17 protein-coding genes and 1 pseudogene are annotated in these 16,350 nt (G+C 35.9%); 13 read left to right on the top strand and 5 right to left on the bottom strand.

The genetic code is table 11. The annotated features are described in order from the left end of the window. The first annotated feature begins 98 nt into the window (after positions 1-98). Positions 99-1,178 carry a hypothetical protein gene (locus IPI31_13350; GenBank protein MBK7568801.1) on the top strand — a complete coding sequence of 360 codons (1,080 nt, stop codon included), beginning with the start codon at positions 99-101 and terminating at the stop codon, positions 1,176-1,178. A 363-nt stretch (positions 1,179-1,541) separates the two neighbouring features. Here IPI31_13350 and IPI31_13345 read toward each other — a convergent pair whose 3' ends face one another. After that, positions 1,542-2,207, bottom strand: coding sequence for a 4'-phosphopantetheinyl transferase superfamily protein (locus IPI31_13345; GenBank protein ID MBK7568800.1), 666 nt, complete (start codon positions 2,205-2,207; stop codon positions 1,542-1,544). A 110-nt stretch (positions 2,208-2,317) separates the two neighbouring features. On the opposite strand from IPI31_13345, the gene IPI31_13340 reads away from it, so the two are divergent. From IPI31_13340 to IPI31_13310, 7 genes are all read left to right on the top strand, one after another. Next, on the top strand, positions 2,318-2,539 hold the full coding sequence (locus IPI31_13340; GenBank protein ID MBK7568799.1) for a hypothetical protein: 222 nt from the start codon (positions 2,318-2,320) through the stop codon (positions 2,537-2,539). Between the two features lie 132 nt (positions 2,540-2,671). Further along, a complete protein-coding gene (locus tag IPI31_13335; protein ID MBK7568798.1) occupies positions 2,672-3,031 on the top strand; it encodes a helix-turn-helix domain-containing protein in 360 nt (119 codons plus the stop codon). After that, positions 2,995-3,687: a transposase gene (locus IPI31_13330; protein ID MBK7568797.1), complete on the top strand. Its 693-nt coding sequence runs from the start codon at positions 2,995-2,997 to the stop codon at positions 3,685-3,687. The genes IPI31_13335 and IPI31_13330 overlap by 37 nt, the downstream gene beginning before the upstream one ends. 1,022 nt (positions 3,688-4,709) lie before the next feature. Further along, the gene (locus tag IPI31_13325) at positions 4,710-5,207 is read left to right on the top strand and encodes a hypothetical protein (protein MBK7568796.1); all 498 of its coding nucleotides are present in this window, start codon (positions 4,710-4,712) and stop codon (positions 5,205-5,207) included. Positions 5,208-5,297: 90 nt separating this feature from the next. After that, positions 5,298-7,703 carry a transglycosylase domain-containing protein gene (locus tag IPI31_13320; protein ID MBK7568795.1) on the top strand — a complete coding sequence of 802 codons (2,406 nt, stop codon included), beginning with the start codon at positions 5,298-5,300 and terminating at the stop codon, positions 7,701-7,703. Positions 7,704-7,705: 2 nt separating this feature from the next. Then, on the top strand, positions 7,706-8,161 hold the full coding sequence (locus IPI31_13315) for a hotdog fold thioesterase (protein MBK7568794.1): 456 nt from the start codon (positions 7,706-7,708) through the stop codon (positions 8,159-8,161). A gap of 28 nt (positions 8,162-8,189) precedes the next feature. Next, positions 8,190-9,083, top strand: a complete 894-nt coding sequence (locus IPI31_13310) for a DUF3137 domain-containing protein (GenBank protein ID MBK7568793.1) — start codon at positions 8,190-8,192, stop codon at positions 9,081-9,083. Here the strand turns inward: IPI31_13310 and IPI31_13305 are convergent. Further along, positions 9,080-9,307, bottom strand: coding sequence for a hypothetical protein (locus IPI31_13305; GenBank protein ID MBK7568792.1), 228 nt, complete (start codon positions 9,305-9,307; stop codon positions 9,080-9,082). The genes IPI31_13310 and IPI31_13305 overlap by 4 nt on opposite strands. 117 nt (positions 9,308-9,424) lie before the next feature. On the opposite strand from IPI31_13305, the gene IPI31_13300 reads away from it, so the two are divergent. Next, the gene (locus tag IPI31_13300; GenBank protein ID MBK7568791.1) at positions 9,425-9,739 is read left to right on the top strand and encodes a YbjQ family protein; all 315 of its coding nucleotides are present in this window, start codon (positions 9,425-9,427) and stop codon (positions 9,737-9,739) included. A gap of 222 nt (positions 9,740-9,961) precedes the next feature. On the opposite strand, the gene IPI31_13295 is transcribed toward IPI31_13300, so the two are convergent. Beyond that, positions 9,962-10,351, bottom strand: a complete 390-nt coding sequence (locus IPI31_13295; protein ID MBK7568790.1) for an acyl-CoA thioesterase — start codon at positions 10,349-10,351, stop codon at positions 9,962-9,964. Between the two features lie 92 nt (positions 10,352-10,443). Here IPI31_13295 and IPI31_13290 point away from each other — a divergent pair, with 92 nt between their 5' ends. Further along, on the top strand, positions 10,444-11,205 hold the full coding sequence (locus IPI31_13290) for a DUF547 domain-containing protein (protein MBK7568789.1): 762 nt from the start codon (positions 10,444-10,446) through the stop codon (positions 11,203-11,205). A gap of 442 nt (positions 11,206-11,647) precedes the next feature. On the opposite strand, the pseudogene IPI31_13285 reads toward IPI31_13290, so the two are convergent. Continuing rightward, positions 11,648-12,834 (bottom strand): annotated as a pseudogene (locus IPI31_13285) (site-specific DNA-methyltransferase). A 121-nt stretch (positions 12,835-12,955) separates the two neighbouring features. Between IPI31_13285 and IPI31_13280 the strand changes: the two are divergent. Next, complete coding sequence (locus tag IPI31_13280; protein ID MBK7568788.1) at positions 12,956-13,495, top strand: hypothetical protein; 540 nt, start codon at positions 12,956-12,958, stop codon at positions 13,493-13,495. Here IPI31_13280 and IPI31_13275 read toward each other — a convergent pair whose 3' ends face one another. Further along, positions 13,496-15,016 carry a hypothetical protein gene (locus tag IPI31_13275; protein ID MBK7568787.1) on the bottom strand — a complete coding sequence of 507 codons (1,521 nt, stop codon included), beginning with the start codon at positions 15,014-15,016 and terminating at the stop codon, positions 13,496-13,498. Positions 15,017-15,160: 144 nt separating this feature from the next. Here IPI31_13275 and IPI31_13270 point away from each other — a divergent pair, with 144 nt between their 5' ends. Together IPI31_13270 and IPI31_13265 are read left to right on the top strand one after the other, a co-directional pair. Continuing rightward, a complete protein-coding gene (locus tag IPI31_13270; protein ID MBK7568786.1) occupies positions 15,161-15,520 on the top strand; it encodes a response regulator transcription factor in 360 nt (119 codons plus the stop codon). 141 nt (positions 15,521-15,661) lie between these two features. Further along, complete coding sequence (locus IPI31_13265) at positions 15,662-16,327, top strand: hypothetical protein (protein MBK7568785.1); 666 nt, start codon at positions 15,662-15,664, stop codon at positions 16,325-16,327. The last annotated feature ends 23 nt before the right edge of the window (positions 16,328-16,350 follow it).

Below are 16,350 nucleotides of genomic sequence, written 5' to 3'. Positions count from 1 at the left end.
GAGAGGAGAAAAGAGTTTGGCTGACTTCTTAAGTAAGGATGGAATTTATTTACGACCTTTCTAAAGTATTAAAATTTCTTGAACACACAATTTTATTTATGAAAATTCAATTTTATTTTTTCTGCATTGCAATTATAATTTTCTGTAAATCAGCTAATGCACAAACTGGTAATATTCTTCTAAATTATAAAGCTCCGCTAGCAAATCAGGAGGACTGTATAGAAATAACAAAAAGAAAATTAGTGGTAATGACCCTTTCCTATAATGAAGGATATTATAAATTATTGGTAAAAAAGGGGAAATTGGAAATTGCGGAAAGCATCAAAAAACAAACTGACTCCATTAATAACTTGTTACGTGAAACAGTTGAGCAGTATTGGCCTTTACATTCCAATATAGAATATAAAACCTATAATGAAGTAAAAAGTATGCACGAAAGGGAGATTAAAAACATAGTTGTTTTAACTATTCCCAGGTATGATATTCAGGTTCAGGTAGGTAAAAATGGCGACACGGAAGTAAATGTATATTACACAATTGATGACGAGTATGAAAGAGACACAACAGTTGGACGTGGAGCAGGCATGCATTTCAGATCATTAGTATTGGTGCCGATCGAGGATTTTGCTGAGGATTTTAATTCCATCAACAAATTATATTGGGGAATTCGCCTGCCTCATTTTTTTCCAACAAAAGTTGATCTTAAATATGCAATTGACGTTTGTGCATGGTTCGTTCAGCAAAAAATAAATGACCCTGAATTTTCCAACAGATCTCTGAGAAAGAATATTCTTAATTTGGATGGATATACTATAGCGATGAACGAGAATAATTGGAATAAGGAAATTCCGCTTGATTCAGCAATGGCACATTTTCCTTATCCAATGGAATTAATGAGCGATACAGAATTTTCGAACCTTGTATTAAATGGCCAACAGGGTTATGCTTATTTTATCAAATATGCGCACCTGACAGCAATTATGTTTTCCGACACTCGTTCTGTGTGCTATTTTCCAGATAATACAAATTATCATATTAATAAAGGTATGAAAACCCGTATAATAGATTTTTATGATCTTAATCAATTGAATGAAGATCTTGTTGAATATGGTGAAAAGGCATTAGAAGAAAAAGCCAAACAAGAGAAAAAAGCGGAAAAAAATAAGAAAAATGAGTAATGCAATGCATGTTGCTCCTCATAAACCACATTCAGAACCCACAACGTTTTTAACACATCTGAAGGGGAATAAAGAATGAAAAAAAGGGGAACACAGATAACCCGGATTATGCGGATTTAAAAGGATAAAAAAATAGAGGATTTAAATTAAAAAGAAAGGTTTGATTAATTCTATAACTTAAAGTCCCGAAGGGACGATCCATCTTGTAACAACGGACTTTAGTCCGTGTTAAATACACACTATAACATCCAGTCCCGAAGGGACGATCCATTTAGTAACAACGGACTTTATTCCGTGTTAACTGCACCATACCGGTCGGACCTGAATGCCGTCAGGCAGGTTCACGCCTCACGTTTCACGAAGTTAAAGCGTTTCCAACACCACAACCTCTTTTTCCACTCCAACCACTAATGTGAAATCCTGTTTAAGTGAATAATGCATGTGATATTCTGCGACTGTTCCCCCTTTCATCAAAATGCCATCAATATCTCCTCTCTCTTTTAATAAAAAGGGTTTTACGTACATATCATCCTTAAATTCGAGTTTGCGTTTGCCGTAAATTTTATACATCACTTCTTTGGAGCTCCAATAGATCAAAAGTTTTTTCATCTCCTCCTGATCTCCAATATGGTTCAATTCAACCTGGGACAAAAATTTATGTTTAATGATATCTATCTTTCTGTTTGGTTCTTCAATGTCGATTCCAACTCTGTAATCCTTTGAAATTATAGCTGCTGCATAGGTAAAACTATGAGATAAACTCACATGAAGATCAAAATTGGAAACAAAGGGTTTTCCGTGTTCGTCGAATAACAATTCAACAAAATCTTCCGTATTCATAAGATATTTCAGAAGATATCTGCTCGCTAACCAGGTTAGTTGGCGTTTAGGGTGACTTATTGCTGCGAGATAGTTCGTCTCCCAATCGCTCAATATGAGTTTAGAACGATAGAACTGAGGCTCCTCCTCTATTTTCCACACCGCATACTCCGCATAATCAAGTAAACTCTCCCTTAAAATCAGCGCCATAATGAGTGTAATTTCAGCACGAAAATAGGATTAATTAGGATGCAGGCGGGAAAAAAATTTGTTTTTTTTAAAACTTCTCTCTAATTTCACAGGACACAAACACACCCGTCATGTTTAAATTTTTTCAATTCATCAAATCCGAACAGGAGTATATCCATATTGAGATACCTAAAGATCTCAAGGGTAAACTCGTGGAAATAACCATTCAGGAGAAAGCACCTGACCCGGATACTCACCTTGATAAAACAGATGAAGAAACCATGGCTCAGAAAGAAGCGGAACTCAAAATGATGGATAAGGTCCGGAATCAGCTCAACGTTTGGGACATATGACGTAGGACGTAGGACCTAGGACCTAGGTGATAAATAGCACTACATAGGTAACACTTTTTATCGTAGCACTACATAGGTAACACTTTATTTTGTTTTTTTAGCATAAAAGGTTGATACTCATCTAAAAAGGTGATGAATTCGTATCAGCAAAGACAAGAGGCGGTCCAAAGGTTTTTAAAGGGTGAACATGTAACTCATATTGCAATTGTATTTAAGAAAAGCCGCAAATGGGTTCACCACTGGATAAACCAATATAACCTTAGAACTGATGAACTTAGTTGGTTTAAAGATCGAAGTAAGGCACCCAAAAAAAACTCTTCAACTTTATCCATTGAGTTGGAGGCGCAAATTCTGCAAATCAGAAAGGAATTGGTAAACGAAAGGATGGCGCAAATCGGAGCAATTTCTATTCAATACCAATGCGAACTTCGTGGAATTAAACCTATTCCTTCGGTATGGACAATCAATCGATTAATAAAAAACATGGATTAAATACAAAGCCATCAGGTTATAAATCACCCATAGAATATCCTGAATTATTTCTTCATACCCATCAATTAGATCTGGTGGGGCCTAGATATATTAAAGGTGATGGAAGATACTATAGCGTCAATATTTTAGATATAAGTTCTCATACCTGTTTTGTAGAAGCTGTTCGCACAAAAGCATCAGAAAACATTCTTCAGGCCATTGCTTCCTTCTGGAAAATACATGGCATACCGGACGCTTTACAAATGGATAATGAATTAGCATTCCGGGGAAGCAACCGATTCCCCAGAAGCTATGGAAATGTTGTGCGCTTTGCTCTTAGCCTAGGGGTAGTCGTTATTTTTATTCCTTTAGGAGAACCTTGGAGAAACGGCAAGATCGAACAGTTTAATAATACTTATCAGAAGAAGTTTGTGAACACGCATACATTTAAAAATCTGGAAGATCTATCTATGCAAGAACAAAAATTTATACAGTTCCATAATAGTCATCATCGCTACAGCGCACACGGGCAAAAAACACCAGATCAAGTAAAATCGTTACAATTATCACCTACTTATTATAATGGCACGATACATCTGCCTAATCTTAACCCAAAAATTAAAATACCACTAACAGAAGGGAATATTTTTATATCAGATTTATTCGAAGCGATCTAAAACTTCATTTGGCTAACGAGGTTTTCATTATGAAGCCTGAATTAAAAATACAGTTATGTTGTGGCTATAATTAATATTGAAAATCAATTGCTTATTATCCGCCAAAATGACGAAATAAAAGAGATACTTCATTATCCAATGACAATAAAAAATAAATAACCTTCTTGTTTGATTTAAAGCCAAAGGGAAAAAGTGTTACCTATGTATTGCTATAGAATCGACCCTTAAACGCCCTTAAGGGCAACCCCAAAATACAAGGATCTCTAGGGAGTGACCAAAAGTGTTACCTATGTGATGCTATACAACACCTAGGACCTATGACATAGGACATAGGACTTGATGTAGGACATTGTAAAGGGGATATAGGATTAAGTTTAATTTAGATTGTATTTTTTATTTCTATTTCAATATCAGATTAGTTTGATATTGGTATTTATATTTTTAAATGCTAGTGAGGCTCTCGCTCTTCGCGAGGGGCTCACTAAGGTTTAATTGAGTTGGGACCGGACACAGGACTTGTTTTAATTTAATCGCACATTTATTTACATTTTAAAACTGAAGCTGCCTTGGAATTAAAATAAATTCTTTCCTAATTAAATTCGTCCTCTATCCTATTTCCCTTGTCCTACATCAAGTCCTATGTCCTATGTCCTATGTCCTACTTCCTACTTCCTATTTCCTATTTCAAAAAAAACCTATATATTTGCATCCGAATGAGAAAAAGTTCAACAAAACAAATTGCGTTCAATAAAATCCGATGAGGAATATTTTAGTATAAAAATATTTGCGCCCGGACTATTGTTCGGGTTTTTTATTTTAATGAAAATAAATATTATGAAAAAAGAATGGAATGACCACCTTAACGAAAAGTTTTATCCCGCCAAAACCTATGCATACCTGATGCAATAAACGGATTCTGTCCTGTGTTATTCAGCCCGGCTATGCATTAGACCGGGTTTTATATTTCTATACAACCTGTAACTATTAACTACCTCCGCAAGGGGGGATAAAATTTTTATGCGATGAAAAGAATAGCAGGATTGATCTTAAAGATCTTAATTTATATCATAAAAAATATAAATAAAAATGCCGGTATGTTGATCGACATATTGGAAAACATGTATGCATTGACCGTAAACGTTAAAACCAAAACTTTGGAAAAAATGATCAAAGTATTGTTATTGATCGTTGGTGGTAAAATAATGGAAATTGTGGTGGATAATAAAATTGTTACTGTAGTGGAAATTATCAAGATCATCAATAATTACATTACCTTAAACGATGTTTGGGTATTATTAGAATTATGGGTGATATGGATAGTGTATATTGTAAAAATGAACACCAATATTATTTTAATAAATGTAAATACAATTATACTTAAAATGAACGCTGCAAAATTGAATGGTATAACCAGGATAACAAAAGCTGCAGAGGTATTGGGAGATTCACTTTTATGGATAGTGTTAAATTTACACTATGCACAAAACAAAGGGGTACGAAGTTGTATCCCTTTTGTTTAGATACCGGACCAGAGGAGAACCAAACATATATTTGTGAAGTTCTCCTTTTTATGTACCTAAAAAAAGAAAATTCAACCCTAACTTTGCCCTATGCATTCAGGCGCATTCAATAAATTTTTATCCAAATTATTCAGACCGTTCCAACCCACCTATCAACGTTTACTTGGGAAACACATCGACGTTTTAAATAAAGCGTACCCCTACCCTGTTAAAGTATTTCGTATTTCTTTCCGATCGTTCGGTGTTTTGGCGGGATGTTTATTCGTTTTATACATTTTTATTTTACTCGGGGCATTTGGATTAGTACCAGACCGCAAAGAGTTGAAAGAGATCAATAATTATACAGCATCGGAGATATATTCTCAGGACAGTATTCTATTGGGTAAATATTTCCTGCAAAATCGCACCAATGCAGAATTTGAAGACCTTCCTGATCACCTGATAAATGCACTTGTTTCTACCGAGGATTCGCGATTTTACGAACACAATGGAGTCGATTTTGTGAGTTTTGTGAGAGTGCTCATTATGTCGATAATATTGAACGATGATGCAGGAGGTGGAAGCACAATCACCCAACAATTATCAAAAAATCTTTATGCACGTAAAGATTATGGTCCCCTTACCATGCCTGTTAATAAATTCAGGGAGATGATAATTGCAGGGAGATTGGAAGATGTTTATTCCAAAGAAGAAATACTCACCTTGTATTTTAATACCGTTCCTTTTGGTGAGGATTGTTATGGTATTGAAGCTGGAACACTCCGGTTTTTTAATACAGTTCCCGCTAACCTGACCATTGATCAAAGTGCCGTATTGGTTGGATTATTAAAAGCAAATACTACTTACAATCCGCGCTTACACCCAGAAAAATCACTGGTGCGCAGAAATACAGTGTTAAACCTTATGGTTGCACATAAAAATCAATATCTGAAACAATCAGAAGCTGATTCTATTAAACAATTACCCATAACTCTTAATTACCGTCGTGAAAGTGCGAGTGAAGGTTTAGCTCCCTATTTCCGCGAATATTTAAAAACTCAATTGGAGGAATGGTCAGAAAAAAATCCAAAAGAGGACGGCACGAAATGGGATATTTATACCGACGGACTTAAAATTTACACCACCATAAATGGTGAATTGCAACAATATGCCGAAGATGCCATGACCGAACATATGGCATATCTCCAAAAACAATTTGACAAGAGTTGGGGCAAAACCGAACCCTGGAAAAACGCTAAGACCGATGTTGTAAATTCCGCCAAAAAACGCAGCGAACGTTATAAAGGACTAAAAGAACAGGAATTCAGTGATAAAGGGATAAACAAACGATTTGATGAGCCTGTGGAAACCACCATTTTCACCTGGAACGGGGCGGAAGATACTGTGCTCTCCCCTCTCGATTCTTTAAAACATCATTTGCGCTATTTGCAGACCGGTTTTTTAGCCATGGAACCAAAAACCGGATATATACTGGCCTGGGTTGGAGGAATAAATAACCAATTTTTTAAATACGACCACGTAAGATCAAAAAGGCAGGTAGGATCTACATTTAAACCTATCGTTTACGCAGCTGCAATTGAAAATGGCACCGATCCTTGTGCCTACATTCCGAATAAATTGACCACCTATGGCAATTGGACTCCCGGAAATTCTGACGGAGCTTATGGGGGATATTATTCCATGATGGGTGGATTGACCTATTCTGTAAACACCATAGCAGCTAACCTGATAGTGAATACGGGCGAAGATAAAGTGATAGAACTGGCCAGAAAAATGGGCATAAAAAGTGAACTTCCGTCAGTGCCTTCTATTGCTTTGGGAACAGCGAGTTTATCATTATTAGAAATGGTGACAGCTTACGGGTGTTTTGCAAATCGCGGGTTAAAGGTAGATCCACAATATATTGTAAGAATTGAGACCGCTACGGGTGATACCGTATATCTGAATGAAAGTGCTAAAAAGACCCGAGCCATGAGTCAGGAAACAGCTGATATGATGATTCAGATAATGAAGAACGTTGTAAACAAAGGCACAGCAAGTCGTTTGCGTGGAACTTATGGTCTGGGGATGGATATTGCAGGTAAAACCGGAACTACGCAGGATAATACGGATGGATGGTTTGTGGGTTATAATTCTAGAATAGTAGCGGGAGCATGGGTAGGCGCTGAAGATCCGGCAATTCGTTGGCGGTCTACGGCATTAGGTCAGGGAGCTGCAACCGCCTTGCCCATTTTTGGAAAATTTATGAATAAAAGTAATAAGGATCCAAAAACAAGAAAATTTGTAACCGGTGGTTTTACGGCACCTCCGGATTCGCTGATGATGCAACTTGATTGTGCACTTTGGGTACCTGATTCTCTTAACACGGATTCTATGGGATTCTTTCCGAGCATAGTAGGGAAAATTAAAAACTATTTAGACAAAAAACAGGATACAATAGCACCGAATAAGGTGGATACCATTATACAAAAATTTCCGGGAGCGGAAGGAAATTGATCATGACAATTTGGTTTAAAAAAGATCTTGCACTTGAACATTTTTCCCATTGGGGTGAAAATACAATGACCTCACATATTGGTCTCGAATTTACAGAACTCGGCGAAAATTATCTGATGGCAAAAATGCCTGTTGATCACCGCACAATTCAACCTTACGGATTATTGCATGGAGGGGCATCTGTTGTACTTGCGGAAACTTTGGGGTCTGTTGCTTCCGCTCTGGTTATTGACCATGATAATTACATTTCTTTAGGAATAGAAATAAATGCAAATCACGTAAGAAGTGCACGGAAGGGATATGTATATGGTAAATGTTTACCTCTGCATTTGGGATCAAGTATACATATCTGGGAAATAAAAATTACAGATGAAAATGAAAAATTGATATGTGTCAGCAGATTGACAGTAGCAATTAAAAAAAGAGGAATTACAAAAAATTTAAACGATCCCGAATAAGAAAAAGGGATAAAAATAAACAGGCAAAATGTTAGACTCTTACCTCAAAGATCTCGATAAAGTTTATACAGAAAAAATTTATCCCGACCTTAAAAAAGCAGAAAAGATCAGAAAACAAATACTGCTTAATTACACCATAATCGGAACCGTTTTATTTTCTGGAATGCTTGTGGAGGCGATTACCTGGATGTCAATTGCAATTGTTATTATTATTCTTTTTGTTTTGGTGTATACGCGCTGGTACGGCATACCTGTGAGCAAATATGAAAAATCGTATATCCATGCCATTACAGCAAATATTATTGAATTTATTCATCCTGGTTTAAAAGTTGATCACTCCAGTCATTTAAAATTAGCGGAATTAAAAAATGCGCATATTATTACAGGAGAACCTGAATATTTTGCCGGAAAAAATCTCATATATGGGAATATTAATGGAACCGACATTCGAATTTCAGAGATAACAGCTACATCAAAATACAAAAAGGAAAATGGCATTGAACATACCTATGAATATTTTAACGGAATTGTAATAGTTGCTGATGCCAAACCGGAGATAAATGGTAATTTAATAATATGTTCCGGAAATGAATTGTTAAAAAATTATCTACCAATAATAAAAGATATTAAAATTGACAATTCAGAACAGGAAGATCTTACAATTTTCAGTGATGATGATAAGGCTGCAAAAAAATATGCCACTCCACAATTATTGAATGTATTACGTGAATATCATTTACATACCGATAATAATGTAATGTTTTCTGTATATGAAACAGGATTTAGCCTCGCTATTTTACATGACCGGCGATTTACCTATTTGGATCCATCGGTGTTTTCTACTGCATTTAATAAAAAGGTGGTTGAGACCTACTATAGGGATCTAATGTTTTTAATAGAAAATTTTAGGGAGCTGCATTAAAGATCAGGTCCACGCTCACAATATCCCGGAGTGGAATCAGCCTGATTTAACAAACTATCGATAAAGTATTTTTCAAAATCGCGCACATCCAATTCGTTGCCACACCATTCGGAAACTACATCACCGTCAATTGTTTGGGCGGTGCAAACTGTGCATTTTTCACAGGAGGAAAGTCCATAAGCCAGTGTAATTAATATCGCAACGGAGAGGGCAAGCCTTTTCATACTTTTGAATTTGGTTACAAATATACTGATTTCGGATAAACGAAAATATTTCAAATGGTATTGCGTCAACCCTATTGACTATATTTGTTCAACAATCTATACACTTAATCATAAAAAATGATACTGACCACCACAAATAATATTGAAGGCAAACAAATTAAAGAGTACCTGGGCATTGTAACGGGTGAAACCATTATCGGAGCAAACCTGTTTCGTGATATTTTTGCGAGTGTTCGTGATGTTGTTGGCGGAAGATCAGGTGCTTATGAAGAAGTTTTAAGAGAAGCAAAGGACACAGCTCTCCGCGAAATGGGCGAAAAAGCAGAATCTCTTAACGCTGACGCAATTGTCGGCATCGATCTTGACTACGAAACTATTAGAAATGGCATGCTCATGGTTTCGGCGAGCGGGACGGCGGTTAGGTTGACTTGATCTTATTAGTTCCAGGTTTTTCTTAAGTTATTTTAAACCTTTAAGTTCTCGTTTTTTGTTCTGAGTTCTGGGTTTTGTGTTCTGAGTTTTGTCCGGAGGAAAATTTCGATGGCAACAAACTGCCCACTGAGACTGTGACTGCGACTTGTTCAACTTGTTGCAATAGTTTTATACGGAGGAAAAATCTCCAATGTTACTGACTCACTACTCACCACTCCCCACTCACCACCTGATCTTCACCGGCTTTTTATCATCCCCTATAGCTACCATGGTAAAAGTGCCTTCCATTGCCTTTTCTCTGTGGTCGCTGTACATTTGTTCAATATAGACCTCAACCTTTATAATTACACTGGTGGTGCCGATATGGCTCACTTTTCCAATTAATTCGGCAATGGTACCTGCCGGAACCGGTTTATTAAAATCTACCCTATCGCTGGATACTGTTACCATTTTTTGTCTGCTGAAACGTGTAGCCGTAATAAATGCAACTTCATCCATCCACATCAAAGCCGTTCCACCAAAAAGCGTATCGTAGTGATTGGTTGTATTGGGAAAAATAGCTTTAACGGTATGCGTTATAGAATGTTCTATCCTTTCTTTCATTTGATCCATGGTATCCATTATTCGTAGGATGCAAAATTAAGGCTAACTTTGAAGAAACCGGCTCTGAATTATAAACGTAAATTCAGAATTAACTATTAAATATGAAAAAAACAATATTTCTGCTATTTTGCTTTTGTAATGTTGTGCTTTTTGCAAAATCTAAATCAGAAACTCCCGACACAAATATTTCCGAAACAATTGTTTATCCAACGGAGACATTAACAGATTTTTTCACTTCGGCAAATTCCTTTTTTAATAAATTTATTATTGATGGAAAAGTAAATTATACAGCGATTAAAAATGATCCTGATTCTCTTCAGAAGCTAATAAATTTTATTGGTAAAGCTGATTTAACTGGAGCCGATAAAAATACTGCCACTGCATTTTATATTAATTCTTATAACTTATTAGTAATAAAAACGGTGATCGATAATTTGCCTTTAGCCAAACCAACAGATATAACCGGATTTTTTGATACTAAAAAACATGCCGTTGCAGGAAGTTATATGACCCTTAACGATCTGGAAAATAAAAAATTACGTCCCGATCCAAGAGTGCATTTTGTATTGGTTTGCGCTGCCAAAGGTTGTCCCAAAATAATAAATGAAGCCTATACACCCGATAAAGTTCAAGCGCAACTTGATACACAGACAAAAATTGCTATAAATGATAATTCTTTTATTAAAATTGATGAAAAAACTAAAACAGTAAAAATTTCAAAGATCTTCGATTGGTATAAAGATGATTTTATTAAAACTTCCGGTTCTGCAATTATTTATATTAATAAATATAGAACGTCTGCTATTCCAACTAATTATACGGTAAGTTTTTATGAGTATGATTGGAGTTTGAATGGGAATTGAAATTTGATGCAAAGGCAGTGTCTTCATTCCTTTTAAATAAGTTAGCTATGAAACGCGCTGCCGATCCATGGCAGCAGCAGTGTCTCACCACAACGAATTGCAAAGGCAGTGTCTTCATTCCTATTAAATAAACTAGCCCATGAGACGCTGCCGATCCATGAGGTGCAGCAGCGTCTCACCAAATCAGAAATCATGATGGTAGTCGAGATCAAAATAAACAATGTTAAATTGATGCTCAGATTTTTTCCGGGTGAAGACACTGCTGCGGCGGTTTCGGGGTGACGCTGCCGATCCGATGACCATACTGGAAGCATGATAGAATTCGTATTCAAATTAATCAATAATAAAATAATATTGTGATTTTTTCCGGGTGAAGACACTGCTGCGGCACTTGGCTGGGTGAAGACAGTACAGTGGCTGGGCTGTGATTCTATATTTCCCCCTACCCCTTTTTCTCAAACACCACTATCCTATTACTATTCGTTCCTTTAACATTATTATGAACGCCCCAGATATTTGCAGTTTTGGTGAAATTTTGGGCATTAATGATAATATGTTTGCAATTAAATCCCGCTTTTAATCCCATAGGCAAAACATATTCCTCTAACTTTATTTTTCCTTTGCGCACCTCTCCTACTTCAAATGCCAATATTCCTCCCGGTTTTGTGATGCGATATAATTCGTTGAATACTTTTTGCATAACAACAATCCATTCATCAATGGTCTTCGACATTGTAATATTCTGTTCAATTGTTTTTGCATCCAGATCGTTGAACCAACAACGCAACCAATTATCTTTCGAATATTGCACCACATCTAAAAATGGAGGTGAGGTTATAGTTAATTGAACCGTATTATTTTTAATTGATTTAGTATCTCCTGCATCTTTATTTATGAAAACAGCATTGTTGGAAGCTGAATTTAAATTATGTAATTGTGCTACATTAATATCCTTGATAAGAGATCTCGATTTTTTAAAATAAGATCTTTCGTGCTGCGATATTCCGGTTTTTGTTTGCGAGATACATTGATCTTTTTTTGTCGCTCTCTGGTAACTGCCTGATTAGGTGGTAAAGTATAAACAGAAAAAAATCCCGGTGAATGTCCGGTAAGCCTGTTAGTGGCAACCATGCGTATCCACCTATCCAACGCATCTTCCTTTTTCTCCTTTTTTCTTTTTTTCAACCATTGACGCAACTGCAAAATTTCGTGGAAAGTATCTTTATGATAAAACATCAAAAGTTGATGTTCCTCCTTTTCAACGGGTTCATTTTGAATAATATTTAATCTTTTTTCTAATAATAAAAGATTTGGAATAATAAGTCTGCCCTTTGATAAGATCGAGCTTATTGGATTAATATCATTCGCAATAATATTTCTACCCGACAAAGCAGCTTCGATTATAGTGGTACCTCGACCTGAAAATGGATCATAAACGATATCGCCTTTTTTACTGTAACGCTGTATAAAATACTCCGGTAATGCAGGTTTAAAACATGCTCTGTAGGCAATCTCATGTAAATTATTTCCCTGTCTTTGCCCGGAGGTCCAAAACTCGCCGGTGAAAACCTGCGTAACCTTATTTTGAAATCTAATAGTTGATTTTATGATCTTTGTGTCGTTCTTCATAGTCCCTTCCTGCCAGCAGAATATCCCCAAAAATGAGGTTTTTTTTAGAAAGAATGGAATACATCCCTGTCAATTTGGTAATTAAATTAATAATTCCAACATTTGCACCTAAACTTATCTTATGCCCAATTCAAACACACTTAGCTTTTCTGCCGTAACAGATATTAGCTTCCAGTCATCCGCCAGCGAAATAAAAATTCTGGTTAATGGAACTCTTCTCGGTACCATAAACAAAAACAAAGCAGTTTCAGTATATATTACTGACTCAGGTAGCACTAAAACAATTACCTGGACCGAAATTTCTGACAATATTTATAACAATGGAAATGCGGGTAATCTCTCATCCGATACTATAGCTTATGATTACGCTAATTTGCAGGCAAACTTACATATTGATTGTTGCAGCGGGGCTTCAAACAAATATAAAATAATCGGTTGGGAGGATGAAACAATTGGACAATCCTGTACTGGTTCTGCCGGTTCAACAAACTTTTTTGATATCACCACTGCTCTAAATTTTAAAAGCAGAATAGAACAAGTAACAGATCAAGGAGTTACTGAATGGAAAATGGTAGTGCGTTATTCCAGCGCTGTTATGACGAAAGAAACAGCCTCTACGGCGCTGTGTTATACAGGATTGTATTGTTACTATTGCAATTGATCATTCGTATTTGTAATAAATGGTTTCCCGAATGGGTTTACCTTCTATTTTACTTTTACACCAGGCAAGAGTTTCAACCATAAATACGTGAATATTTTCCGGTGAACGTTTTTTCATCATTAAAAATTCCTCGAACATTTGTGAAAAAACCGGTTTTAATTCCCTTTGCGGAGTTTTAATTAATTTTTTAATATAGGTGCAAAAAATCTGGTCAAATTCATTAAACCGTTTTTCATTTTTCATGCTGCGAATGGTATTGCGGCATAGTGATTCCAGAAATACTAAATTATTTAATTCAAAATGTAAGACCAGTTGCATCATTTGCGCACCGTGTTGCAACTCTGCCCTTGCTTGTGATTTAGTGTCGATTACCCGCAAACAGTGTATAAGCGCTCTTTCATACTCCTTTTTTACAAATAACATCACCATGATATTATAATTGTTAATCAGAAAAAATGATTCCGTGATCAATTTTTTATAGGTTATACAAACCGCTTCAAATTCTTTTATCAGATCATCCCCCAGGTCAAATTTTCCGGTATTCATGATATATAACAATTTATTATTTATCACTGTTACTGCAATGGATACTTCATCTTTGAACTTTTCTTTGGGAAGGCTATTGAGCTGCTCTATTACATGTTCAAATTCATCATAAATTCCAGCTTTATGTGATGCTGATAAATAGTTTCCCAATGCATCAATATAATTAAAATTTACATTGAATTTTTGTTGAGGGTAGGTATTAAAAAGTTCCACAATCTTTTTATTGAATTCAAAGTGACCGGCAACATCATTCGTTATTTTGCATATAAGACTGTGACTGCGCAAAAATGAAATTTTCTCCATAAATGTTTGCAGTTGATCATAATCCTGTAAAAGATCATGTTGTTTATATGCCGTAAAATCCTGCAAAACATTTTTATCGCCTGATAAGGGGTCAATAATTAATTGAACCCACAGTCTATACGAAATTCGCCCCAACTCGGCTTCATTATTTAAGTGCTTCAAAACTGTGATCTCTTCATTATGTATCTGCTCCATTTTTTGTAAGGGATCTCCCCCACTATATTTTAGTGCATATACGCGTTCCCTTTGAATTATTGCGAGTAACAAAAACATCAGGTCGTGTGTATACGCTAATTCCTTGGCACGTTTAATGGTTTTTGCACGCATACCGATCAATCCCTTTTCCGTATAAAACAATTCATCATGAATCAAATCAAATACCTCCCGGGCTATATCTTTTTCTGAACGATAAAGCCGCATACTTTTCATGATCAAATCGTGGAGGTAAACTTTGGTGCGTGGTAACATTTCAATTTCTGACTTAACTTTTAATTTCTTCTTAAGGAGTTGTTCGTCATAGATATCCTCCTGATCGTCGATAAGATCAAACACCTTTAAATACGATTTATACTTTCCGGAACCTTGCCTGTCGGCAAACAGTTTGAAATATCGTTTTTCGCTAGTATTTAACGATTTTATGAGTAAAAAGAGGTCGTCACCTGGTATATTCATGTGTCAATTGAATGTTTCGTAAATATAAACACTTAATATTCTTGTCAAAATTAAAAAAACCGAAAATACCTTCATAATTCCAGAAAGCGTATGCCTGCCTAGCTTTCAATCAATTAATAGTTTAGTTATTTTTATATATGTGTCTTGGAAATAGTATATTATACCAAAATTTGGTTTCCACAGGCCTATGCAGCAAAATACCTTTGGTTCTGTAATCAAAAAACAACACGACAAATGAAAAACAACCTAAAACAACTTGAAGCTGATTTAATCAATCCTGTAGCTTTCAGCGAGCGCGAAACTCAAATTCTTCAATTAATTGCCTTGGGTAAAACATCTAAGGAAATTGCTGATGAACTGTATTTAACCACTAGCACTGTGGATTCACACAGACGTCGCATGATCAAACGAGTTAAAGCCAAAAACATTTTCGGTGTATTTAATTACACTATGCGTTTCGGCATTGTAAATCCAATGATCTTCAGCGACCCGTATCTGGTTTAGAACTTAAAACACAAGAGGAAACACAAAACACCCTGCTATCCCAAATGTATTATTCTCACCTAAGGCTGTGAAACAAGGCCGCTCTCACTAAGGAGCGGCTTTTATTTTTTATCCTTGTCTGCGGTATATTTGCATCGTTTAATGGAAATTTTTGAATACATATTTTACCTCGGGGTGATCAATATTGTTTTTTCAGCGGGTTGGAAGATATTGGCGACTGTAATTTCTTCCTTACTGAATGACGTTGGTATTAATAAAGAAACATCCTTTCTCGTTTTTAAAACACTTGGTTATTATATTTTGGTTTCCATGGCTGCAATGGTGACTGTTACCCACATGGAACAAACCTATAGTCTTGCTGCAATGGCGTATGCAATAACAGGTACTTTTGTGATCTATGCCACCATAGCCAGCAATCTCGAACGCAATAGATGGCGTGCAGTTATGAACTATGAAAGAAAACGCATTCGCGTAATGCGTTTCGACGGATACCTTTTAATGGCCTGTATAGTCCTTTTTATCGTAACCTTATTAAAACCGGAGATCGCAAATATTCCTCCCCACACATGGATATTAACAACAATAGATAAAATATTTAACACCTCCATTCTTAAATATATTATCGGTTTCTTTGCTTTCTTTTATATGCTCAATATTATTTTCAGAGGTATTAAAGCTTCTGATGAAGTTTTTGCACTACTGTTTAATCGCAAACGCAGTAAAACCACCACAGGAAATAATAATGATGATGGAAGTTATACCGAATATGAAGAAGTAACCGACGACAATACCACACTTCCAAAATAATTTTATTCCACAAGCCGTTTATT

The sequence above is a fragment of the Bacteroidota bacterium genome (assembly GCA_016706865.1).
Lineage (GTDB): Bacteria > Bacteroidota > Bacteroidia > Chitinophagales > BACL12 > UBA7236.
Note: the sequence above shows the minus strand (reverse complement) of the source record. Positions and strands in the feature narration are given on the sequence as shown.

Excerpts from the sequence above, each read along its gene's own strand:
- IPI31_13350 (MBK7568801.1), top strand. The coding sequence starts at position 99 with ATGAAAATTCAATTTTATTTTTTCTGCATTGCAATTATAATTTTCTGT.
- IPI31_13345 (MBK7568800.1), bottom strand. The coding sequence starts at position 2,207 with ATGGCGCTGATTTTAAGGGAGAGTTTACTTGATTATGCGGAGTATGCG.
- IPI31_13340 (MBK7568799.1), top strand. The coding sequence starts at position 2,318 with ATGTTTAAATTTTTTCAATTCATCAAATCCGAACAGGAGTATATCCAT.
- IPI31_13335 (MBK7568798.1), top strand. The coding sequence starts at position 2,672 with ATGAATTCGTATCAGCAAAGACAAGAGGCGGTCCAAAGGTTTTTAAAG.
- IPI31_13330 (MBK7568797.1), top strand. The coding sequence starts at position 2,995 with ATGGACAATCAATCGATTAATAAAAAACATGGATTAAATACAAAGCCA.
- IPI31_13325 (MBK7568796.1), top strand. The coding sequence starts at position 4,710 with ATGAAAAGAATAGCAGGATTGATCTTAAAGATCTTAATTTATATCATA.
- IPI31_13320 (MBK7568795.1), top strand. The coding sequence starts at position 5,298 with ATGCATTCAGGCGCATTCAATAAATTTTTATCCAAATTATTCAGACCG.
- IPI31_13315 (MBK7568794.1), top strand. The coding sequence starts at position 7,706 with ATGACAATTTGGTTTAAAAAAGATCTTGCACTTGAACATTTTTCCCAT.
- IPI31_13310 (MBK7568793.1), top strand. The coding sequence starts at position 8,190 with ATGTTAGACTCTTACCTCAAAGATCTCGATAAAGTTTATACAGAAAAA.
- IPI31_13305 (MBK7568792.1), bottom strand. The coding sequence starts at position 9,307 with ATGAAAAGGCTTGCCCTCTCCGTTGCGATATTAATTACACTGGCTTAT.
- IPI31_13300 (MBK7568791.1), top strand. The coding sequence starts at position 9,425 with ATGATACTGACCACCACAAATAATATTGAAGGCAAACAAATTAAAGAG.
- IPI31_13295 (MBK7568790.1), bottom strand. The coding sequence starts at position 10,351 with ATGGATCAAATGAAAGAAAGGATAGAACATTCTATAACGCATACCGTT.
- IPI31_13290 (MBK7568789.1), top strand. The coding sequence starts at position 10,444 with ATGAAAAAAACAATATTTCTGCTATTTTGCTTTTGTAATGTTGTGCTT.
- IPI31_13280 (MBK7568788.1), top strand. The coding sequence starts at position 12,956 with ATGCCCAATTCAAACACACTTAGCTTTTCTGCCGTAACAGATATTAGC.
- IPI31_13275 (MBK7568787.1), bottom strand. The coding sequence starts at position 15,016 with ATGAATATACCAGGTGACGACCTCTTTTTACTCATAAAATCGTTAAAT.
- IPI31_13265 (MBK7568785.1), top strand. The coding sequence starts at position 15,662 with ATGGAAATTTTTGAATACATATTTTACCTCGGGGTGATCAATATTGTT.